The organism is Clostridium sp. K13, assembly GCF_019734195.1.
Classification (GTDB): Bacteria; Bacillota; Clostridia; order Clostridiales; family Clostridiaceae; genus Clostridium.
Window position 1 is genome coordinate 171358 of record NZ_JAASHM010000003.1, and the last position, 22718, is coordinate 194075.

Sequence of the window (22718 nt, forward strand, 5' to 3'; positions counted from 1 at the left end):
AGAATACCACCATTATTACTCTAATAATAATTGGAATGAATCTCCTCCCCAATTTCTTGGATCATATTTCTCAATATCAGCTAGACTGTCAGCTGTAAACAAAACTTCTCCCCATATTACTCCTCTCATTTGCGCACAAGCAGCTAATGCAGAACATTCCATTTCAATAACTGAGCAACCTTCTTCTTTTCTATATAATACCTTTTCTTTTGTTTCTCGATAAAATCCATCCGTAGACCAGGATATAACCTCAGTATATTTTAGCGAATGTTCTTTTAATGTTTTTTCAATTGCTCTTAATGCATATTTATTAATATCAACATAGCGTGATGGCATCATATAGTGATAAGATGTACCTTCATCTCTTAAAGCTTTTTTAGGAATAAGGAAAGTATTTTCCGGAAAATTCTCTAATGCTCCACAAGAACCAGCCGAAATAATTTCTTTAACTATAATACTCACATTTATTCCCCCCTTCATTTCTGGTTTATACAATAATTATATTTTAAAATTTGTAAACTTAGTTAAAACAAAGCCATGCTTCTCATAAAATCTAATCAATTTACTTACCTCTTGAATATCTTTTACAATATAACCCTAATCTAAAGTTACCCAATACCTTTTATAACTTAATAACCTTTTTTATAAAAAGTTTTCTTTAAAATAAATTCTACACTTATAAAAATCATAACTGATATTGCACAAGAAGATTTTAATCAATGTATACCATTCAAAAATCATTATTACCTTAATTACCTACTCCACTGCCTATTACTGCAATAAGCATAAATAAGTCTAGTATTCTTTTATCCTCCACAAATTTTTATTTATCTGATAATTCTTTAACTTCAATTAGCATAAAATCCCCATCCTTAATAAAATTGTATATTTTCTATATTATACCATATGCAAATTAATCATCTCCTTAAAATACAAAATATGGATTGTATCTTTATACTTTTATATAAAGATACAATCCATATTAAAACAAATTTATATTCAAATTATAAATCCTTATTATTTTAAAGCTGCTAATACTTTTTCACAAGTTACAGGCAATTCATAAAACCTAATACCAATAGCATCATATATAGCATTTAAAATAGCAGGAGCAGTTGGTAACATTACTGGTTCACCTAATCCTTTTGCTCCAAAAGGTCCTGTAGTCTCTTTTTCTTCAACAAAATATGATTTTACATCTGGCATATCCATAGATGTTGGAATTATATAATTGGAAAAGTTAGTGTTTTTAATTTTTCCCTTATTTAAGTTTATTTCCTCCATAAGAGCATATCCAACTCCCATTGAACATCCACCTTCTACTTGACCTTCGGCTAAGGTAGGATTAATAATTTTACCTGCATCATTAATAGCTATAATTTCTAACACATCTATTTTACCAGTTTCAGTATCTACTATAACAGTAGCTCTTTGTGCTCCAAAGGTATATGGCCAATAAGGATTTCCTTGACCATTTTTAGTATGGATAGTTGATGTAGTTGCTTTAAAATATCCATCTTCTGATATTGAAATATTATTTTTTATCATATCCTCAAATATCTTATTAAGAATATCAGAAGAGGTAATTATTTCTGTTTCATTAGTAACTTTATTAATATTATTTCTTAATTTACTGCAAGCATCTAAAACAGCATTACCAGTATTATAAGTTTGTCTACTAGCTGCTGCAGTGCCTGAGTCTAACATATATTTTGTATTAGTATTAATTATATTAATTAAGGCTTTATCTATATTCAAAGTCTTAGACGCTATTTGCCACATTATACTTTTCCCACCTGATCCTACATCAGATACTTCAACATAAATGTTAATGATTCCATCACTTTTTATCTTAGCAGTTGCTCTTGATTCATCAGGAAATCCATTACCATAACCAGTACCATAAAAAATTGAGGCATATCCCACACCTTTCTTTTTCATATAAACTACTCCTTACAAATTAACTTTATCAATAGAAGCTAATTTTTCTATACATTTACTAATTCCAATGCTTTCTTCTAGCTTTTGACCTGTTGCCGTATAGCTTCCACATTTTAAAGTATTAATATTTCTAAATTTTAATGGATGAATATTAAGTTTTTCTGCTAATATGTCCATTTGTGACTCGTGAGCTACTGGTACTTGCGCCGCACCAAACCCCCTCATTGCACCGGAAAATGGATTATTTGTATAAACAGCATAACCTTTTATATCTACATTTGGAATTTCATACGGTCCTGTTGCATGTACTGCTGCTTTTCTCACAACATTCATACCCCAAGAGGCATAAGCCCCTGTATCTGCATATATTCTAGCCTTTAATACCATTAATTTCCCATTATTATCAACACCTGTTTTATAATACATTTTCATTGGATGTCTCTTACTATGTGAAATAGTAGATTCTTCTCTAGAATAAATTACTTTAACAGGTCTTTTAGTAATATAAGATGCAATAGCTGCATGACATTGTGGATTTATATCTTCTCTGCCTCCAAATGCACCACCAATAGTCATATTAATAACATTAACTTGATTTTCTTTAATATTAAGACATCTTGCTATTTCTTCCCTATCATAATGTGGATATTGTGTTGCAACATATAAGTCTATTGTGTTATCACTTTTATAATTGGCAATAGCTACTTCAGGCTGCATAAAGGCATGCTCAGCCATTTGTGTAGAATATGTGTTAACAGTTATAAACTTAGATTTTTTAAATCCCTCTTCAATATTACCTTTTTTAATTTCTATGTCATATAAAATATTACTTTTTTCACCTAAAATAGGAGCATCACTTTTTAAAGCATCTTCTATTGTAAATATACCTTCATATTCTTCATATTCTATACTAACTTTTTCTAAGGCATTTTCTAAGCTCTTCTTATCCTTAGCTATAACTAATACTATACAATCACCAATTCTTTTTATTATATCCTTAACTAGTATAGGTATATCCTTAAAAACTACTCCATGACTAATTTCACCCGGTATCCCTTTATAGTCAATAACATCAATTACACCATCTAACATTTTAATTTCTTGTATATTTACAGATTTAACTCTTCCATATGCAATAGAACTTCTCTTAACTCCTGCATAAAGCATGTTTTCAAACTCTAAATCATCTGGAAATATTGCTCTCCCTAATACTTTTTCATATGCATCTGGCCTTATTACACTTTTACCAACCAACCTTACACCTCCAAAAGCATTAGATTTATTTACTTTTTATTTTTTCTTCTGCTAAAATAACAGCTTGAATTATCTTCTTATATCCTGTACATCTACACAAGTTTCCTGATAAAGAAGACTTAATTTCCTCTTCATTAGCATTTGGATTTTTATCTAATAATGCTTTTGCACTTAGTATCATACCTGGTGTACAGTATCCACATTGAACTGCACCAACCTCCATAAATGCTTCTTGTATTGGATGTAACTTATTATTATCTGATACACCTTCAATTGTTATTACATTTTTTCCATCTACAGAAGAGGCTAACATTAAGCATGAGTTTATGGTTTTACCCTCTACAATAACTGTACACGCACCACATTCACCCTCACCACAACCTTCTTTAGTTCCTTTTAACTTTAATTCTTCTCTTAAGAAATCAATTAATCTTAATGATGGATCAATATCTTTATCATAATTAACTCCATTTACATTAATAGAAACTTTAATACTAAACACCTTCTATCTTTAATGCATTATACAAAGCATTTTTATATGCACCTTTAACAGCTTCCTTTTTAAAATTCACAGTACTTCTTCCTTTTATGCTATTATAAACTGCTTCTTCTAAAAGATTTAAAACCTTATCATTAAATAGAACACTCTTATTTTCATTTATAACTAAATTTTTAATGCTTTCAACTTTAAATGGTACTTTTCCTGCAGCACCTATAACTACATTTATATCATTAATTATAGAATTATCCATTGATATACTAACAGCAACACTTATCCTAGCTATTGCTAATGAATTTCTCTTACCAAGCTTATAATATCCACTTATACTATTATCTTTAGGTATAATGAATTTTGTTATTATTTCATCATTTCTTAAATGTTCAATATTATAGTTTTTAAAATACTCTGCTAATTTTATTACCCTAGTTTCATTAGATGATTCCAATACAATTTCACTATTTAAGGACATTAAACAAGGAATTGAATCTGCTGCTGATGCTCCATTTGCAACATTCCCACCTATAGTAGCAGCATTTCTTATTTGAGGAGATCCCATAGCTTTGCTACATTCATATAAAGAAGTAAAATTTCTTCTTATTATTTCACTTTCATATAACTCACTAAAAGTTACCATAGCTCCAATAGAAATAAACCCCTCTTCTTCTTTAATATTTTTTAATTCATCTATACTACCTATATCAATTAAACTATTAGGTGTTTTTTTATTTTTTCTAATATCAATAATTAAATCTGTTCCACCAGCCAAAATATTTGTACATTTCTCACTCTTTAATAACTTTTTTGCTTCATCTAAAGTATTTGGTTTAAATATTTTAATCAAAGACTCACCACTCTTTACTTTAATAAGCATTTAATATTTAAATTTACATTATTATATATTAGGCTCCTTAATAATATTTCCACAAACATATCTTTCAACAATATTATTAGAACTACCTATATAAATAAACTTTTGTAATCTTTCTTCTAAAGAAAGATTATTTTCAATTAATAAATCACTATCATCTATAACTAAAGCATCAAAATCATAACCTTCTTCAAAACTACCAACTTTGCCAAAGAACTTGCCTCCACCCTTAGTTGCTAAATAAAACAATTCGGCTGTTGTAAGTTTTTCTTCAACCTTATTGCTATTAAGCCATTTCAAGTTAGATACTTGTGCAGAAGAAGCTATTACTTCTGGTATTGACAATGTATGTCCACCTGATATATCTGAAGCTAATCCAACATTGACTTTTCTTTCAATTACTCTTCTAATTGGTGCTATTCCACTAGATAAGTTTAAATTAGAAGTTGGACAATGAGCTATAAATGTTCTCTTCTTTTTTAATAAATCTATTTCTGATTCATTGACTAATACGCAATGAGCCATTATACACTTATTATCTTTTAATAAATTTGACTTATTATATACTTCGGCATAATTCTTACATTCAGGATGAAGACTTTTAACTAACTCTATTTCACCATAATTTTCACAAAGGTGAGATTGTACTGGTATATCATATTTATTTGCTATTTCACCTAAACTTTTTAGAAGATCAAAGCTACAAGTTGGAACAAATCTTGGAGTTATTATTGGCTTTACTAATTTATACTTATCTTTATACTCATTTACTATTTCAAGAGTATCTAAAATAGATGTATTAGTTTCTTCTTTTAATTCATCTGGACATTCCCTATCCATATTAACTTTTCCTATATAAGCTCCTAATCCTGATTTATTAAATAAATCTAAAAGCAACTTTGTACTATCCTTATGAATTGTATTAAATATACAACATCTAGTTGTACCAACACTCCATATCTTATTTATTAACTTCTTATATACTTTTTCAGCATATTGCAAATCATAATATTTTTCTTCTTCAGGAAATGTATACTTATTTAACCAAGGAATTAACTCCTTATCTAATCCTAATCCCATATTAGGAAATTGTGGTGCATGTAAATGCAAATCAACAAATCCAGGAATAATTAATTTATCACCATAGTCCTTAACATTTATATCTTTATAATTTAATGGTAATTCATTATAAATCCCTTTAACTTTTTCATCTTCTATAATAATTATTCCTTTACTTATAACTTCATATTTTCCAAATTCTTTTGTATATATTATATTTCCTTTTACTCCATAAACGTTTTTCAAATTTAAATCTCCCCTTAATAAATATTTAATTATTTTTTCTGCAAAGATTTTTTAGTAGCCTTAAATATTTTTTGATATCCTGTACATCTACATAAATGACCTGATATCTCTCTTTTAATTTCTTCATCTGTATATTCCTTACCACTATTAACTAATGATGTTGTTGTTAAAACAAGACCTGGTGTACAAAAACCACATTGAATAGCACCTTCATCTACATAAGCTTGCTGAACTTTACTAAGCTTTCCATCTTTAGCTACACCTTCAATAGTTAATATTTTCTTTTTATCTGCCCATATAGCAAGATAAATACATGAATCTATAGGAACACCATCTATTAAAACAGTACACGCCCCACATTCACCAACGGAACAACCTCTTTTTACTCCAGTTAAAAATAACCTATTTCTTAATACATCAAGAAGAGACTCTCTAATATCTACTTCTAAATTATATTCAATATCATTTACTATTAAATTAATTTTTTTCATAATAGATTGACTCATATCACTTTACCTCACTTTTTATATACTCATCATTTAAAATCCTTTTGATTAAGGTACTTATCAGATGCAACCTATAATCTCTAGAACCTCTCCATGAGTTTCTTGGATTAGAATCAAGCTTTGCTAATTCAGCAATTTTATTAATTACTTCATTATTTATATCTTTTCCTATAGCAAAGTTTTCTGCTGTTTTACATCGTATAGGTGTTGGAGATGCTACCCCTAAAGAAATCCTTAAATCTTTAAATATACTATTTTCTATCTCATATAAAACAGCTACACCTAACATTGATATATCAAGAGCTTTTCTATTAGAAAATTTTATATATTTTCCTTTTTTTTCTTTATAATCTTCTTCTTTTATTAATATTTCAGTCAAAATTTCATTTTCCTTAATTTTAACTTTACCTGGTCCCTCATAAAAATCTGTAATATTAACTATTCGCTCACCATTTAAACTTTTAATCTTAAGTAATGCATTAAGAGAAAATAAAGCTGGTGCACTATCAGCTGAAACTGCTCCATTACATACATTTCCACCTATAGTTGCCATATTCCTTATTTGTGGACCTCCCATAGATACAGCTGCTTCACTTAATATTGGAATACAGGTATTAATTATATCATTTCTAAATATATCTGAAAATGTTACAGCTGACCCTATAGAAATTGTATTATCTTCTAAAACCTTAATTTCTTTTAAAGAGTTTATATTCTTTATACTTAAAAGCTCTGCATCATTCATTTTTCCATGATGTAATTTTATTAATACATCAGTTCCACCACATATTATCTTTAAGCCTTTATTATCATCTAACTCTTTTAAAGCTTCATTTAAAGATAAAGGCTCTTTTATTTCCTTTATATCAAACATAAATACTCCCTCCTTTTTAAACTAAACCAACTTCTCTAAACTTTTCAAAAACACTTTGTGGATTCATAGGTAACTTATTTAGCGCTACTCCAGTTGCATCTAATACAGCATTTCTTATAGCTGGAGCAGGAGAAATAGTTGGATTTTCTCCTAAAGATTTTTGTCCAAAGCTACCTGCTGGGTCTGCCTCTTCCACAAAGTCTACACCAATCTTAGGAGTATCTAATATTGTTTGAATTTTATAATCTAATAAATTATTATTTAGTGGCTTACCTGTTTTTTTATCAAATAACATTTGTTCTGATAATGCATAACCAAGTCCCATACTTACTCCACCCTGAACTTGTCCTTCTGCAAGCTTATAGTTCATTATCTTTCCTGAATCATGAATATTATATATTTCTAAAACTTCTATTTTTCCACTTTCAATATCTACTTCAACTTCTGCAAATGTTACACCATATGCAACAGCATTAATTCTTACATTTTCAGAAGTATCACTTGTTATTGGTTTAGCATTTATTCTGTCATAATAAGAATACATTGCTATTTCTGATAATGGACATAATATATCATTTAACTTTTTCTCTATTATATTTCCATCCTCAATATCTAACTCTTCAACATTTAAACCAAACTTCTTACTTGCTATAGAAAGCACCTTTTCTTTTACTTCTTCTGCAGCCTTTTTAACCGCTGCTCCTGTAACGAAAGTTTGTCTTGATGCATATGCACCTGTATCAAATGGAGTAATATCTGTATCCTGAGTTGTAACTATGTGAACATCTTTCATATCTAGGCCTAAAACTTCAGCTACCATTTGAGAAAAGACAGTATCACTACCTTGACCAATTTCAGTTGCACCAACTTGTAATTGTACAGATCCATCTTGATTCATTACAATTCTTGCACCAGCAAGCTCTAAGGCTACAGGATGGGTACCAGAAAAATAACTAAAACAAGCCATTCCTAAACCTTTTCTCTTATTAGAGTTCTGATTCTTATATAATTCTTTTTTTTCATCCCATTTAATAAGCTCTTTTCCTCTTTCAATGCATTTATCTAATTCAAATGATCTTACTTTAATTCCACTTAAAGGATCAGTATGTCCAAGTGATATAAAGTTATCCTTTCTAAACTTTATTGAATCTATATTTAATTTTACTGCTATATCTTCAATATGAGCTTCTAAAGCAAAGCATACTTGTGGAATTCCATAGCCTCTCATTGCACCTGCTGTTGGTAAGTTTGTATATACTGTTTTAGGCTCAACTCTTATAGAATTAAAATTATATAATGGTCTAAATTTACTTGCTGCACTCATTGCAATTGAATGTCCATGAGATGCATAAGCTCCATTATTAACAATATTATCCATGTAAATACCAAGCAGTTTTCCTTCCTTAGAAACTGCGCTTTTAATATTAAACTTCATAGCATGTCTAGTTCTTGTATCAATAAAAACCTCTTCCCTACTTAGTGAAAATCTAACAGGTCGACCATTTACCGCTAAGGTCATAGCTGCAGTTAATGGCTCAATTATTACATCTTGCTTATTACCAAAACCACCACCAACATAAGGTTTAATTACTCTAATTCGTCCCCATGGTATATCTAATGCTTGACCTACAACTCTTCTAACTATATGAGGTATTTGAGTTGAAGTTACTATCACTATTCTGTCATTACTATCAACATAAGCATAGGCGGTTTGATTTTCAAGCTGACAATGTTGTACTATACTAGTTTCATATTCCCCTTCAAATATAAAGTCTGCATTCTTAAACTCATTATCAATATCACCTATATCTATAACAGAAGAGGCAATTATATTATTTTTTCTATCTTCATGAATTTTAGGTGCATTTTCTTTAACTGATTCTTCCAGTACAAATACAGATGGTAAAATTTCGTAATCAACCTTTATTAATTTTAATGCTTTGTCCGCTATAATTTCATCCTTGGCTACTACTGCTGCAATAGCATCTCCAACTAGTCTAGCCTTATCAGTCAATATTAATCTATCTTCTACATCTCTATGTCCTGGATCTAATGAATAGGGATGACCTGCTGTTGCAAATTTTACCCTTGGTAAATCTTTAGATGTTATTATTGCATATACTCCATCTAATTTAGATGCTTCCTCTACATTTATATTTTTAACATATGCATGTGCATAAGGACTTCTAAGTACTTTTCCAACAAGCATATCCCTTTCAATAAAATCATCTGTATACTTAGCTTTTCCTGTTACTTTTGCAACAGCATCAACCCTATTTATATCGCTACCTAAAATTTTATTAGACATCGATTCACCCCTCACCCTTCATTTTTCACCCTTATACTTTTTGTAAACTATATCAATATATATTAATTATAGTATATTACGACTATTTGTTAAATACTACATAATAAGGTTCTATTTTATAAAAATGGTCTTCTTATAAAAATGGTCTTCTTATAAAAAGCCCTTCTGACTTAAACATATCCATAACAAATCTTAACTCTGTACAACCAAAATCCATAACCTTTATACACCATGAACTTATTTCTATTCCAATCTTTAATTCATTAAATATAATATCCATTCTCTTATCTGGAACAGATAAATTGTAAATAACATCATCTATAAACCTATTTAAATCATTATTATAAGGCTCAAAAGATAAACTTTCTCCTTCTTCATGTATTAATTTAAAAATATGACTATCATAAAGATATAATTTACTCATTGATAAAACAAATTTATTTAAAACATTATAGCTATTATTTTTTAATATAATAGTTTCAAAATCCTTATACTTCTGAATATTCCCAACATTTCTAGGTAATATATCGATTGTGTACATATCTCTATATTGCTTTTGTTTATAACTATCACTTATTAGCTTTTGAAATAATACCTCTATTGCTTTAGATTCTCTACCATTGTTTTCACTCATAAAAAAATCACCTCTAATATTTTTTTAACCTATAATATATTTATATTATTAAAAGAATAAAATATATTTATAACATTATTTTACTCTCTTTTATTAATTTATATTTAGTTTTAACATTACATATAAAAAAAGCGGAAGTACTCCTTGTTTTATCTAAATGATATCAAAAAATACTTCCACTTTTTCTACTATTTATATTGTTCTCTTAATAATTCTATTTCATTTTTATATCCATCTAATTCATTAGGTGTTTCTAAGAAAAATGGTAAATGTCTAAGCTTTGGATGGTTTATTATTCTGCTTATTCCTTCAAGTCCTAAGCTTCCTTCACCTATTTTTTCATGTCTATCTTTATGACTTTTAAAAGGATTCTTACTATCATTTAAATGTATAGCTTTTAATCTATCTAATCCAATTATTCTATCAAATTCGTCTAAAACATTATCTAAATCATTAACTATATCATATCCAGCATCATAAACGTGACACGTATCTAAACATACTCCTAAATGATCCTTTAATTCTACTCTTTCAATTATTTGTGCTATTTCTTCAAAACTTCTACCTATTTCAGTACCTTTTCCAGCCATTGTTTCAAGTAAAACTGTAGTTGTTTGCTCTGGTTTTAATACTGTATTTAACATTTCTACAATAAAATCTATCCCTACATCAACACCTTGTTTTACATGGCTTCCTGGATGAAAGTTATAAAGATTATTAGGTAAATACTCCATTCTAACTAAATCATCAGCCATCATTTCAGTTGCAAATCTTCTTGTATTTTCATCTGCTGAACATCCATTTAAAGTATATGGTGCATGAGCTAATATTTTAGCAAAATTATTTTCTTCCATAATTTCTAAAAGTCCAGCAACATCTTTTTCATCTATATCCTTAGCTTTTCCACCTCTAGGATTACGTGTAAAGAATTGAAAAGTGTTAGCTCCAATAGATAAAGCTTCTTTTCCCATATTTTTAAATCCCTTTGTAGTAGATAAGTGACATCCTATGTTTAACATTTATAGTCCTCCAGTACTGTTTTTTTATATTACTTTAAATATACTACAATATTTTAATACTATCAATAGATAATAATTATTATTAAATAATATATTTTAACAATTATACTCATCTCTTTCATCATTTACTTCTTCGTTTAATATTGTAACAATAAATTCTTCTATTGTATTATATCCATAATCATAAGCTAAACTTTTCAACATATATTTTTCATCTTCATCTATTTCTAATAATATTTCTGTTTTGTATTGACCATCTATTTTTTCTCTTATTCTTTTTTCCACTTTATTCTTATCTTTAATATCAGAGTAAAATCCATAAATTATAATAACAATATAAAAAATAATAAATACCTTATGTAATATACTACTATTTATAAAATCCATATTTTTTTACTCCTCATAATTTTCAATCCATGGATCATATATACAAACTTGCTTAATATATTCAGTTATGCTTTTATTATCTTTTATAGCTTTATCTCTAAGCTTTCTCTCATCATTTCTTGATAATCTTAAAATTACAGTTTCTGTTTTAATTCCCATAAATCTACACCCCTTAATTGAGCTTATAGCTATTTAATTTTGTATAATATATTTTATTATGTATACTAATAAAATATTACAATAATGCTAAAATGGATTATATCAATATAAACTATGATATAATCCATAAAAATATTATTCTTATCTAATTTTTATTATTATTGGATCTAATTATTCCTCTAAATATAAGACTTTATTTGATACGGTTAAGCAATATAACTCAACTTGCTAATATGTAGTAAAAGATATTTGTAATTTATTCACTACTGTCATCAAATGATTTAAAGGAGCTTACTATGTTATTAAGTTAATCACAAATTAAGTTACATAATCATATTATAATTTTGAGAGATAAAAAAATAAGGAGTGTATAATATGTTAAGAATTTTAGTAACTGGTGCAAATAATGAAAAAGGACGAAAAGAGCTTAGATAATTTGAAAAATTCCTAAATAGAGTATTTAGAATACTGTATAAATCAAGAGTTAAATCCATCAAAATTTGTTACTACAAAGGAAATTGTGCACGTATTAATAAAACTACTGAAAGTTCATTTAATAATGGCGATATATTACAATACTTTCCTAATGAATTTTCAGAAGCAATACAAGACGCCACCTATGGACAACAACAATCCAATTTAATCCATCAAGCAAATGAATTTCAGGGTGTTAATCTGATTTATGCTGTTGATACTGACTAATGAAACTATATTTCATAAACTTAAATTAACTTAGATGCAATAACAGTAAGAGGTCATATATAACAGCCTTCTATGATAAAGTTAAATTATTATATAAGGCTGTTTTTTTAACTTTTTTGAAAACTTTCGATAAATTTAGCAAAGCTGAATTAAAATATATATTACAAAAAATCCCCTTAGGTATTTTTAATCTTCACTTTTCATTTTAAACTCACCTACAACTTCCTATTTATCTAGCAATTTAATAAATAACTAACTCGTATAAAGTTAAATATTTCTTCACAATTTCACGCCATTATTTATCATTTAATCCAGATGTTCTTTTATATTATAAGCATTTTATCATATATTAAAATATTAGAATTAACTTTTGAAGCTGAACCAAATTTTTTTACATTTGTGTACATATTTTTCCTCAAATTAATTTGTTTATACTATTATACCATTAAGAGTTTTTCTTAATATATATATTTAATGCCTTTATCAGCAGTATTAATGCATATACACCTAATATTGAAATAGTAAGTATTAAGACTATGTTTATCCAAGCAATTATTCCTGTAAACAACATTTTTTTATTACCTCCTATATACTTTTTATTACTCTTCCTTATAGCAAACAATTGGAGTTCCAGGCTCTATATTTTCGTATATTTTTTTAGCTAAATATAATGGTGCATTTACACATCCATGACTACCATCACTTTTATAAATTGACCCACCAAATGATCCTCTCCAACTTGCATCATGTATTCCTATATTACAATTGAATGGCATCCAATACTTAACATCAGAACTATATCCAGCACCTTTTAAAGTTGCATTTTTTTGCTTATAATTTAATATATAGGTTCCTTGTGGTGTTGCATTACCCCTACTTATATTACCAGTTACAACATCCCCTTGAACAATTAACTTTCCCTCTTTATAAAACCATAAACACTGATTAGTTAAGTTTATTTCTACATAAGTATTACCAATATCATTTTCCCTAGTTCCCCATGCTTCTTGTATATATACTGGCTTTTTCTTTATTTTTTCTCCACCTTTTATATTTTCCATTAACTCTTCAAATTCTTTGCTCTTATCAATTTTCCAACCATAATTTCCACCTACTACATCAATCGTTTTTCCAGTAGTTGTTTTAAAACTACGTGTCTTTCCATAAGTATCATATTTACTACTTAATTCATTCAAATACTCTTTAATTTTCTTTTCATTAAAAACAACATTCATAGATTGATCTACTTCTAACCACTCATTAATAATACTTCCATCTAAAATTTCTATTTCTTCATCAAAGGTATAGTAAATTTCAGTGGATACATATTTATTTAATTCCTTTTGCGCATCTATAACCTTTTCACTAGTTGAAGTAAAATCAGGATATTCATAAGCATTTATTTCTTCTAAATCAATTATTTTTCTTCCTATCAATACAGAATTCAATATATATGCATACAGATAGTCTTTATTAACCTTATTACCGTATATCTCCTCAACTATATCATAATCAGTTCCATTAAAGTGAAAACAAGCATCTAATGGTTCTATAATATTTTCTTTTCTGAAACAAGATAATTTGTTAAACTCTTCATCAAGCAAAGCTTTTTCATAATTATAAACATTATTTATATTATATATATTCTTAGAAAATAAAAATTTAGGCCACAAAAATCCATTTTGATTTTTCTTTAATTCTCCTATTTTATCTGTTCCTTTATATTCAAAATTGATTGTATCCCCCTTGATATATTCTACAACATCATCTCTTTCTCTAATTTCAATAACATAATCAGATGATGCATTTAATAATTTTATATCGGCCTCTTCTACAGTTTTAAAGGATACATTTACACCATTTATGTAAGTTCCATAAAAAAAATGCTTATTAAAATAAATAGAAATTAATAGATATATTATTACTATAGTAAAAATAGTAGTTATAATAGAGAACATTATACTACCTTTTCTATTCTTATCCAAAAACCTATCCCCCCTTATGTTCTTTCTAAAACGGCTTGTACATTATATTATTATGTAATTATTTCTAATTTTAAGACAAATAAAAAAAATAATAATCAAATGAATATAACATTTCATTATTATTTCTAATTTATTATTTACATTAATGGGGCAATTAACTTTAAAATACCTCCACCAATTTTATAAAATATATTTAATTTATTGTAATCTTCTATAGTTACATGCTTACATAATTTCAATGTATTTTGGAAATCACTTTCTATATCCTTTATTACATTAGTTTTATAAAAGAAGGTAGCGCATTCAAAATGAAGATATAAACTTCTAAAATCTAAATTTATTGTTCCTACTACAGCCTTTTCATCATCACTAGAAAATACTTTAGCATGTACAAACCCTGGTGTGTACTCATATATCTTTACCCCAGCTTGTATAAGTTCCGAATAATAGGTTCTAGCTAACATAAATGCACTTTTTTTATCCGGTATACTTGGTAATATTAATTTTACATCTATTCCCCTTTTAGCAGCATAAGTTAAAGCTGTCATCATTTCATTATCAATAATTAAATAAGGCGTCATAATATGAACATATTCTTTAGCTGTTGCTAATATATCTAAATATACATTTTCACCAACATTCTCATTATCTAAAGGACTATCTCCATAAGGCATTACATAACCACTAGCATTAAGTTCTTCCTTTTCAATAGATATGTACTTTTCAAAATCATCATGATCTTTCTCATTAATATTCCACATTTGCAAGAACATTAATGTAAAACTTTTTACTGCTTCTCCAGTTATCATTACTGCAGTATCCTTCCAATGACCATACTTTTCAATACGATTTATATACTCATCACCTAAATTTATTCCACCATTAAATGCTACTTCCCCATCGATTACAAGTATTTTCCTATGATCTCTATTATTTTGTGCTGTTGAAAGAACTGGTTTAATAGGAGAAAACATCTTACACTTTATTCCCTTTTTTTTAATATATTCAGGATAGTCATATGGTAATAATGATAATGCACACATACCATCATACATAAATCTAACCTCAACACCTTCTTTAACCTTTTCTTCTAATAATTCTAAAATTGAATTCCACATATAGCTTTCTTCAACAATGAAATATTCCATAAAAATAAACTTTTTAGCATTTTTTATTTGTACTTTCATTTCTTCAAATTTTTCTTCACCTAAGGAAAAATATTTTACATCTGTATTTTTATAAATTGGATATCCACCTATATTAACCATATACTTTGCTAAATTAGCTACCTGCTTGTCTACTTTTTCTAATTCATTAATAGCCTCTTCATCTTGTGATAAATGCTGTTGTGTTTCATCTATAATTTTTAATAGCTTATAATTAATTAGTTTACTTTCAACTTGGAATTTCACAAATAAATAAAATAATGCACCAAAAACAGGTGATATAACTAAAAGTAACATCCAAGCTAATTTAAATGATGGATTTTCATTTTTATTTAGAATATATATTACTAAAATTGCTGTAAGTATTGTAAATCCACCATATATATATGGAAGATCTTCACTTAACCACATAAATGCTAATCCTAAAATTGTGATTTGTATAAGTAATATAACAATTATCATTAATATTCTTCCATAAATAACATTAAAAACTTTTTTCTTGCCTGCCTTCATAAACATCTCCTTAAATGTATTTTAAAATAAAGGCAGTAATAAAATATATTTTACTGCCTTTAGGTATTAAATTAAATTATCATCTTTTAATAAATTATATAGTGTAGGATTAAAATTAAATGTATTAATTAGGTTATCAACTTCTTTTAAAGATTTTTCCTTTTTCTCTTTTGAAATATTTGTTTTAGAGGCTCTTATTAAAATATTTTTAGGAGAATGAGAAATGTCTATAAATTCTAATAGTTGTGTTTTATATCCTGCAGCCTCTAATAAGTTAGCTCTTACACTATCTGTCATTAAAGCGGCTACCCTTTCTTGAATTATTCCATACTTAGTTAATATTGATAATTCATCTGCTTTCATTTGAGCATTAAACTCATGCTGACAACATGGTACAGAGAAAATAAATTTACTATTCCATTTAACCGCATTATATAAAGCATAATCTGTTGCTGTATTACATGCATGTAAAGTTATTACCATATCAACTTTATTATTATATTTGAATCCATTAATATCACCTAACTCAAAATGTAAATTATCATATTTATATCTTTGAGCTATTTCATTACATTTTTTAATTACATCTTCCTTTAAATCTAATCCAATCATCTTTACATTTATTTTTTTTATTTCTACGAAATAGTAATATAATACAAATGTTAAATATGATTTCCCACATCCAAAATCTAATATAGTTAACTCTTTATAATCATTCTTTTTAATTTCATCATCTATTATTTCTATAAATCTATTTATTTGCTTATATTTATCATATTTAGAGTTAATAACTTTCCCTTCCTTAGTAAATACTCCTAAGTCTATAAGAGGTTCTATAATCATCCCCTCTTTTAATATATAGTTTTTCTCTTTATTATGACCTTTTTTAACTATTTTAACATTATCAGATTTTTTCTTACTTAAAAATACTTTTCCCTTTTTAGATATTTTCATATCATATGTACAATTATTTGACCATGCAGAAAGTTGTTTATAAGCTCCAGTTATGCACTCGCATACTTTTTCATTTATACTTTCTACATCTATGTTTTCATGAAAAACTTGTTTATCAGTAAATTTCTCTATTTGATAAAATTTTCCCTTATTAGTTTCCTTTAAATTAATTGTTATTTTATTGTACTTAACATCTTTATTAAGCTTATTACTTATAACAACCTTAATTATGTCATCTTTAAACATTTCATCTAATATCTTTTTTAATTCTTCCATATGTATCTCACCTTATTTATGTATAATATAATATCATTTTAATTTATATAATATCATTTTTCCATTATTAATTATATATGTTAATTTGAATTATTCAAATTTTTATTAAATATTCTAAAAAATAAATGGCTAGCATATATACTAGCCATTTATTTTTTAATAATTTTCTTTTATATTTTGACCCTTTTTACCTTTTCTATGTTCACATCCACAATTATTTGCTTTCTTTTCTTTTTCTTGTTGACTTGAGCAACAACAGCTATGCTTTTCACCCATAGTATTAATTCCTCCTATATGAAAATACATTATAATGTTTATCTTACATTACAAAGTTATTTTACTCATATATAAATATATCATGCTATGTAATTACAGTACTAATTAGTAGTATTATGCAATCTATAATTTATACTATAAAGAATCCAGCTGCAATTATTAAATACACTGCAACTAATTGAGCTCCTTCTAACCAATTTGATTCTCCATCACTAGCTACTTTATTGGCAATCAATACTGATACTATAAGAGCAATTAGTTCAAATTGATTAAATATTATAGTCATAGGTGTAAACATAAGACTTAAGAATATAAGCACTGGGGCTACAAATAAAATTATTTGCATACTTGAACCTATTGCAATTTCAATTGCAACATCCATTTTATTTTTTAAAGCCATAGTAATTGCTGTAGTATGTTCAGCTGCATTTCCTATTATAGGAATTAATATAATTCCTACAAATGATTCACTTAATCCCAATTTTCCTGTTATTCCTTCTACTCCATCAACTAAAAATTCACTTTCTATGGCAATAAAAACAGTAGCTACTATTAAAATAATTATAGCCTTTTTTAAAGACCATTTTGCTTTTCCCTCTTCTTCATCATAATTTACTGCATATAATTCTTTATGAGTAAAAAATGAAAATACTAAGCTTAATATATATATTATAAACATTATAACTGCTACTACTAAGCTCAATCCTTCATATCTAGTATTTAACAAATTATTTGGAAAAGTATGAGTAAATACTGCTGGTATTGATAATCCAATAACTGCAAATAATAACATACTAGATGTAACTTCAACTATATTTTTATTAAATTTTTGATTTTTATGCTTAATTCCTCCCATGAGCATACTAGCACCTAATACTAATAAAATATTACCTATAATTGATCCCGCAATAGATGATTTAACTACTTCAAATAAACCTTGCTTTAATGCAAAAAATGAAATTATTAATTCTGTTGCATTTCCAAAGGTTGCATTTAAAAATCCTCCAATTTTAGGACCTGCATAAAATGATATTTCTTCTGTACCTTCTCCCATTAAACCTGCAAGAGGTATAATTGATAATGCTGCCAAAATAAACATTACTGTTGGAGAAAAATTCATAAATTTCCCTATTATGCTGATTGGAATAAAAATCAACATATATTTTAAGAACTTCATATATATCACATCCAATTCATTTCAATATATGATGTATTTTTCCCATTATCCCAAGATATTATTATAAAAAAAGCTATCTATGAAAAAACTCATAGATAGTTTAATTTTTTTTACTTTATATTTAATCCTAATAATCTACTTAAATCTAATGCTTGCATTGTTGTTACTGTAGTTCCATATATATTAGAAATATCTACATCAATTCCTGTAATATCACAAGTAGTTAAATCCATTTTACCTAAAAATGTTTTATTAAAAAATCCGTTTGTAAAATTACAATTATCAAAGGTTACTTTATCTAATTTTACCTCTTGGAATATACTTTCTATCATATTACATTCAATAAAATTAACACTTACTATTTTACTATAAGAAAAATTAGAATATTTTCCTAATATATTTTCAAATAATACATTTTTAAAACTACATTCATCAAAGCGTGTACCTATTAATTTACAATTGATAAATTGTGCTCTATGTATACTTCCACCACTAAATGATACATTAGATAAATCACAATTTTTAAATATTGTATCTATTAAATCAACTCTTTCAAAATTACAGTCTATAAAAGTTATATTATCAAATATACATGAATCTATTGTTAAACCTATATCATTCTTATCTTCAATATCTGTATTTTCTATAATCTTATTTTGTATTTTTTCACTATAGATAAATTCTTCTCTTAAATCTATTATTTTTCCAACATCATCAATAAATTTAGGATTTTGTATTTTAATTAACTTTGTCATTAAATCCTCTCCTCGCTTATATATCACATATATCATTATATATTATCTAAATAATATATGATATACATAATATATACTTAGAAAATGAAAGGTTTGATATTATATCTTTTCCATACTTCTAGTTGCAACTAAATCAATTCCTGTATTTAATATATTCTTTATAATAATATCACCTAGCTTTATTGGAGCTAAAACAGTAATACTATTTATTATCTTCATAGCCTGAAAATTTAACTCTTTAGGTATAGCTCCATTTGTCTTTACTGGTAAAACTGGTAAAGCGGCAGACTTAATCTTTACAGTTGATGTAATAACTCTAACTGGATTAATAACCTCATTTAATCCATATTCTTCTCCACGCCTGCATGTATTACCTTTTACTATCTTATTATCTATATCTACAGTTAAATGACATCCCATTGGGCAACATATACATATTAACTCTCTATTCATATTACTTGTCATCCTCCACTGATATAATTAAATCCTCTTTTATACCATCTAATTTAGATTTACTCAAAACTATCTTTTCCATTTCAGCTGGAGCCAAATGTTCTTTTTTAAACTCTGAAATTATATCATTACCAGACTTTACGACTATCTTCTTGTGAGTGTATACATTATTTACCCTCATAAAGACTATAAGCTTATCTTTTATAGATTCTACATTCAGCTTCTGTGGTATAGTGTAAGTTATATTAGATCCATTAATTATATTTACATATTTTGCAGATTTTAATTTTCCACTTAAATATTCATAAACACACTTTCCAGCTCTTTTAGCCTCTTCACTAACAAAATCAACTAAATCATGTACATGAAGTACGTTACCACAAGCAAATACTCCTTCCATAGATGTTTCCATACTTTCGTTTACTATAAGGCCATTTGTTCTTTTATCTTTTTCTATACCAGCTTTTATAGATAATTCATTTTCAGGAATTAAACCAATAGATAATAATAAAGTATCCACATTAAACTCTTTTTCTGTTCCCTTAATAGGTACTCTATTATCATCAACCTTTGCTATAATAACTTTTTCTAATCTATTTTTACCTATTATATCTATTACAGTATGAGATAAATATAAAGGTATATTATAGTCATTTAAACACTGAACTATATTTCTATTTAACCCATTAGAATATGGCATTAATTCAACAATACCTTTTACTTTTGCACCTTCTAAAGTCATTCTTCTTGCCATTATAAGGCCAATATCCCCAGAACCTAGTATTAATACCTCTCTACCAGGCATATATCCTTCCATATTTATATATCTTTGAGCTGTTCCTGCTGTTAAAACTCCTGATGGTCTATCTCCAGGTATAGCAATAGCACCCCTGGTTCTTTCTCTACATCCCATTGCAAGCACTAACGATTTTGCTTTTAATTTCATATATCCATCTTTTGTATTAATTACATGTATAGTTTTATCCCTTTCTATTTCTAAAACCATTGTATCAAGCTTAATTTCTATGTCTGTTTTTTTAACCATATTAATAAATCTTTCCGCATATTCTGGTCCTGTAAGTTCTTCTTTAAATGTATGAAGTCCAAAGCCACTATGAATACATTGATTTAAAATGCCGCCTAATTCCTTATCTCTTTCTACTATTAATATTTTATCTACACCTTGCATTTTAGCCTCATATGCAGCACATAGTCCCGCTGGTCCACCCCCTATTACTATTAAATCAAATACCATTTAAATTCACCTCCTATTTGCTTTTTCCATACAAAATAATAGAATCATTTTTTTCTAATAATACATCCTCCATTTTTATATTTAATTCTCTAGCAATAATTTCTTGAACTCTTGGGCCACAAAAACCGCCCTGACATCTTCCCATTCCAGGTCTACATCTTCTTTTTACTCCATCTAATGTTATTTTTCCAAAGGAGTTCTTTATTATATCAACTATTTCTCCTTCAGTAATACCTTCACATCTGCATATCATCCTGCCATATAAAGGTTGATTTTTAATTAATTCTTCCTTTTCAAGTGGTGATAACTCCGACATCCGAACTTGTGTTCTCACTTCGATAAAATTATCATTTTTCATTAAATTTAATCCAGAATTTCTTAATAATTTAATAATATCCTCTGCTATAGCAGGTGCTGATGATAAGCCAGGTGACTTGATTCCTGCTACATCTATAAAGCCCTTCACCTCTGAATCTTCACCTATAATAAAATCATTAATAGTAGAAGTTGCTCTTAAGCCTGAAAATGTTCTTATACTTTCTTTAAAGTCTATTTTTTCAGTTATATGAGCTACAGATTTTCTTATATACTTTAAACCTTCACTTGTTGTATTTAATGATTCTTTATCTTCTAAATCTACTGCATTTGGACCTACTAAAATATTACCATGTACTGTAGGAGTTACTAATATACCTTTTCCAACTTTTGATGGGCAAGGAAATATTGTATGATTAACTATATTACCTTGTGACTTATCCATTACATAATATTCACCTTTTCTTGGTATTATTTTAAACTTTTCCTTGCATATCATATTATGAATTTTATCTGCGTAAATACCTGCCGCATTTATAATATACTTAGCTTTTATTTCTTTTCCGTCTTTAATCTTAATAATAAAAATTTCTTCTAATTTATCAATTGATACTACTTCACTCTCTAATATTATATCTCCTCCATTTTTATAACCATTTTCCATAAGTGCTATGGTATATTCAAAGGGTCCTATTATTCCTGCTGTTGGTGCATATAAAGCACCTATAACCTCTTTTGATATATTAGGTTCAAGTGATAATACCTCTTCTTTATTTAATATCTCTAATCCCTTAACACCATTAGTATTTCCATTGATGAAGAGGTCCTTAATAACTTTTAAATCTTCATTATTAAAAGCTAAAACTAAAGACCCTATTCTTTTGAAGGGAACAGATAACTCACTACAAATCTTTTCAAACATATCATTCCCTCTAACATTATATTTTGCCATTAGCGTACCACACTTTGGATCATATCCTGCATGAATAATTGCTGAATTAGCTTTGGTAGTTCCCATAGCTACATCATTTTCTTTTTCAACTACTGCTACTTTTAAATTATATTTAGTTAACTCTCTAAAAATAGATGCTCCTATAACTCCAGCTCCAATTATTAAAACATCATACATAAAAC

The 22718-nt window shown here is 27.2% G+C and carries 23 protein-coding genes; 1 reads left to right on the top strand and 22 read right to left on the bottom strand.

All coding sequences use genetic code 11. The features are described 5' to 3' along the window. Positions 1 to 15: 15 nt before the first annotated feature. The 13 genes from HCG76_RS03700 to HCG76_RS03760 all read right to left on the bottom strand — a co-directional run bounded on the left by HCG76_RS03700 (position 16) and on the right by HCG76_RS03760 (position 11757). Complete coding sequence (locus HCG76_RS03700; protein ID WP_311776377.1) at positions 16 to 462, bottom strand: nucleoside phosphorylase; 447 nt, start codon at positions 460 to 462, stop codon at positions 16 to 18. Positions 463 to 1017: 555 nt separating this feature from the next. Then, complete coding sequence (locus tag HCG76_RS19340) at positions 1018 to 1941, bottom strand: xanthine dehydrogenase family protein molybdopterin-binding subunit (RefSeq protein ID WP_221698584.1); 924 nt, start codon at positions 1939 to 1941, stop codon at positions 1018 to 1020. A 12-nt stretch (positions 1942 to 1953) separates the two neighbouring features. Continuing rightward, positions 1954 to 3195: a xanthine dehydrogenase family protein molybdopterin-binding subunit gene (locus HCG76_RS19345; RefSeq protein WP_221698583.1), complete on the bottom strand. Its 1242-nt coding sequence runs from the start codon at positions 3193 to 3195 to the stop codon at positions 1954 to 1956. Positions 3196 to 3220: 25 nt separating this feature from the next. After that, the gene (locus HCG76_RS03715) at positions 3221 to 3697 is read right to left on the bottom strand and encodes a (2Fe-2S)-binding protein (RefSeq protein WP_221698582.1); all 477 of its coding nucleotides are present in this window, start codon (positions 3695 to 3697) and stop codon (positions 3221 to 3223) included. Beyond that, positions 3690 to 4538: an FAD binding domain-containing protein gene (locus tag HCG76_RS03720; RefSeq protein ID WP_221698581.1), complete on the bottom strand. Its 849-nt coding sequence runs from the start codon at positions 4536 to 4538 to the stop codon at positions 3690 to 3692. Before HCG76_RS03720 ends, HCG76_RS03715 begins: the two co-directional genes overlap by 8 nt. Positions 4539 to 4589: 51 nt before the next feature. Beyond that, positions 4590 to 5870 carry a guanine deaminase gene (guaD, locus tag HCG76_RS03725; RefSeq protein ID WP_221698580.1) on the bottom strand — a complete coding sequence of 427 codons (1281 nt, stop codon included), beginning with the start codon at positions 5868 to 5870 and terminating at the stop codon, positions 4590 to 4592. A gap of 29 nt (positions 5871 to 5899) precedes the next feature. Continuing rightward, entirely contained in the window at positions 5900 to 6376 is a 477-nt protein-coding gene (gene xdhC, locus HCG76_RS03730; RefSeq protein WP_221698579.1) for a xanthine dehydrogenase subunit XdhC, read from the bottom strand. A gap of 1 nt (position 6377) precedes the next feature. After that, positions 6378 to 7250, bottom strand: a complete 873-nt coding sequence (xdhB, locus tag HCG76_RS03735; protein ID WP_221698578.1) for a xanthine dehydrogenase FAD-binding subunit XdhB — start codon at positions 7248 to 7250, stop codon at positions 6378 to 6380. 16 nt (positions 7251 to 7266) lie between these two features. Next, complete coding sequence (gene xdhA, locus HCG76_RS03740) at positions 7267 to 9558, bottom strand: xanthine dehydrogenase molybdenum-binding subunit XdhA (RefSeq protein WP_221698577.1); 2292 nt, start codon at positions 9556 to 9558, stop codon at positions 7267 to 7269. 133 nt (positions 9559 to 9691) lie between these two features. After that, positions 9692 to 10192, bottom strand: coding sequence for a hypothetical protein (locus HCG76_RS03745; RefSeq protein ID WP_221698576.1), 501 nt, complete (start codon positions 10190 to 10192; stop codon positions 9692 to 9694). Between the two features lie 188 nt (positions 10193 to 10380). Beyond that, a complete protein-coding gene (locus HCG76_RS03750; protein ID WP_221698575.1) occupies positions 10381 to 11211 on the bottom strand; it encodes a deoxyribonuclease IV in 831 nt (276 codons plus the stop codon). 96 nt (positions 11212 to 11307) lie between these two features. Further along, positions 11308 to 11598, bottom strand: coding sequence for a hypothetical protein (locus tag HCG76_RS03755; protein WP_221698574.1), 291 nt, complete (start codon positions 11596 to 11598; stop codon positions 11308 to 11310). A 6-nt stretch (positions 11599 to 11604) separates the two neighbouring features. After that, positions 11605 to 11757, bottom strand: a complete 153-nt coding sequence (locus HCG76_RS03760; RefSeq protein WP_221698573.1) for a hypothetical protein — start codon at positions 11755 to 11757, stop codon at positions 11605 to 11607. 567 nt (positions 11758 to 12324) lie between these two features. Between HCG76_RS03760 and HCG76_RS19495 the strand changes: the two genes are divergently transcribed. After that, positions 12325 to 12459 carry a RebB family R body protein gene (locus HCG76_RS19495; RefSeq protein ID WP_370778854.1) on the top strand — a complete coding sequence of 45 codons (135 nt, stop codon included), beginning with the start codon at positions 12325 to 12327 and terminating at the stop codon, positions 12457 to 12459. A gap of 445 nt (positions 12460 to 12904) precedes the next feature. Here HCG76_RS19495 and HCG76_RS18950 read toward each other — a convergent pair whose 3' ends face one another. The 9 genes from HCG76_RS18950 to HCG76_RS03805 all read right to left on the bottom strand — a co-directional run bounded on the left by HCG76_RS18950 (position 12905) and on the right by HCG76_RS03805 (position 22713). Continuing rightward, the gene (locus tag HCG76_RS18950; protein ID WP_260458001.1) at positions 12905 to 13030 is read right to left on the bottom strand and encodes a hypothetical protein; all 126 of its coding nucleotides are present in this window, start codon (positions 13028 to 13030) and stop codon (positions 12905 to 12907) included. A gap of 28 nt (positions 13031 to 13058) precedes the next feature. Then, the gene (locus HCG76_RS03770) at positions 13059 to 14444 is read right to left on the bottom strand and encodes a L,D-transpeptidase family protein (RefSeq protein WP_260458000.1); all 1386 of its coding nucleotides are present in this window, start codon (positions 14442 to 14444) and stop codon (positions 13059 to 13061) included. Positions 14445 to 14581: 137 nt separating this feature from the next. Continuing rightward, positions 14582 to 16123, bottom strand: coding sequence for a cardiolipin synthase (gene cls / locus HCG76_RS03775; protein ID WP_221698572.1), 1542 nt, complete (start codon positions 16121 to 16123; stop codon positions 14582 to 14584). 66 nt (positions 16124 to 16189) lie between these two features. Then, positions 16190 to 17353, bottom strand: a complete 1164-nt coding sequence (locus HCG76_RS03780; RefSeq protein ID WP_221698571.1) for a class I SAM-dependent methyltransferase — start codon at positions 17351 to 17353, stop codon at positions 16190 to 16192. 406 nt (positions 17354 to 17759) lie between these two features. Then, on the bottom strand, positions 17760 to 18806 hold the full coding sequence (gene cax / locus HCG76_RS03785) for a calcium/proton exchanger (protein WP_221698570.1): 1047 nt from the start codon (positions 18804 to 18806) through the stop codon (positions 17760 to 17762). A 110-nt stretch (positions 18807 to 18916) separates the two neighbouring features. Beyond that, positions 18917 to 19561: a pentapeptide repeat-containing protein gene (locus tag HCG76_RS03790; RefSeq protein WP_221698569.1), complete on the bottom strand. Its 645-nt coding sequence runs from the start codon at positions 19559 to 19561 to the stop codon at positions 18917 to 18919. 99 nt (positions 19562 to 19660) lie between these two features. Next, a complete protein-coding gene (locus HCG76_RS03795; RefSeq protein WP_221698568.1) occupies positions 19661 to 20014 on the bottom strand; it encodes a DUF1667 domain-containing protein in 354 nt (117 codons plus the stop codon). Between the two features lies 1 nt (position 20015). Further along, positions 20016 to 21269, bottom strand: a complete 1254-nt coding sequence (locus tag HCG76_RS03800; protein WP_221698567.1) for an NAD(P)/FAD-dependent oxidoreductase — start codon at positions 21267 to 21269, stop codon at positions 20016 to 20018. Positions 21270 to 21282: 13 nt separating this feature from the next. Further along, positions 21283 to 22713, bottom strand: coding sequence for an NAD(P)/FAD-dependent oxidoreductase (locus tag HCG76_RS03805; RefSeq protein ID WP_221698566.1), 1431 nt, complete (start codon positions 22711 to 22713; stop codon positions 21283 to 21285). Positions 22714 to 22718 lie beyond the last annotated feature (5 nt).

Excerpts from the sequence above, each read along its gene's own strand:
- HCG76_RS19340 (WP_221698584.1), bottom strand. The coding sequence starts at position 1,941 with ATGAAAAAGAAAGGTGTGGGATATGCCTCAATTTTTTATGGTACTGGT.
- xdhC (WP_221698579.1), bottom strand. The coding sequence starts at position 6,376 with ATGAGTCAATCTATTATGAAAAAAATTAATTTAATAGTAAATGATATT.
- xdhB (WP_221698578.1), bottom strand. The coding sequence starts at position 7,250 with ATGTTTGATATAAAGGAAATAAAAGAGCCTTTATCTTTAAATGAAGCT.
- xdhA (WP_221698577.1), bottom strand. The coding sequence starts at position 9,558 with ATGTCTAATAAAATTTTAGGTAGCGATATAAATAGGGTTGATGCTGTT.
- HCG76_RS03745 (WP_221698576.1), bottom strand. The coding sequence starts at position 10,192 with ATGAGTGAAAACAATGGTAGAGAATCTAAAGCAATAGAGGTATTATTT.
- HCG76_RS03750 (WP_221698575.1), bottom strand. The coding sequence starts at position 11,211 with ATGTTAAACATAGGATGTCACTTATCTACTACAAAGGGATTTAAAAAT.
- HCG76_RS03755 (WP_221698574.1), bottom strand. The coding sequence starts at position 11,598 with ATGGATTTTATAAATAGTAGTATATTACATAAGGTATTTATTATTTTT.
- HCG76_RS03760 (WP_221698573.1), bottom strand. The coding sequence starts at position 11,757 with ATGGGAATTAAAACAGAAACTGTAATTTTAAGATTATCAAGAAATGAT.
- HCG76_RS18950 (WP_260458001.1), bottom strand. The coding sequence starts at position 13,030 with ATGTTGTTTACAGGAATAATTGCTTGGATAAACATAGTCTTAATACTT.
- cls (WP_221698572.1), bottom strand. The coding sequence starts at position 16,123 with ATGAAGGCAGGCAAGAAAAAAGTTTTTAATGTTATTTATGGAAGAATA.
- HCG76_RS03780 (WP_221698571.1), bottom strand. The coding sequence starts at position 17,353 with ATGGAAGAATTAAAAAAGATATTAGATGAAATGTTTAAAGATGACATA.
- cax (WP_221698570.1), bottom strand. The coding sequence starts at position 18,806 with ATGAAGTTCTTAAAATATATGTTGATTTTTATTCCAATCAGCATAATA.
- HCG76_RS03790 (WP_221698569.1), bottom strand. The coding sequence starts at position 19,561 with ATGACAAAGTTAATTAAAATACAAAATCCTAAATTTATTGATGATGTT.
- HCG76_RS03795 (WP_221698568.1), bottom strand. The coding sequence starts at position 20,014 with ATGAATAGAGAGTTAATATGTATATGTTGCCCAATGGGATGTCATTTA.
- HCG76_RS03800 (WP_221698567.1), bottom strand. The coding sequence starts at position 21,269 with ATGGTATTTGATTTAATAGTAATAGGGGGTGGACCAGCGGGACTATGT.
- HCG76_RS03805 (WP_221698566.1), bottom strand. The coding sequence starts at position 22,713 with ATGTATGATGTTTTAATAATTGGAGCTGGAGTTATAGGAGCATCTATT.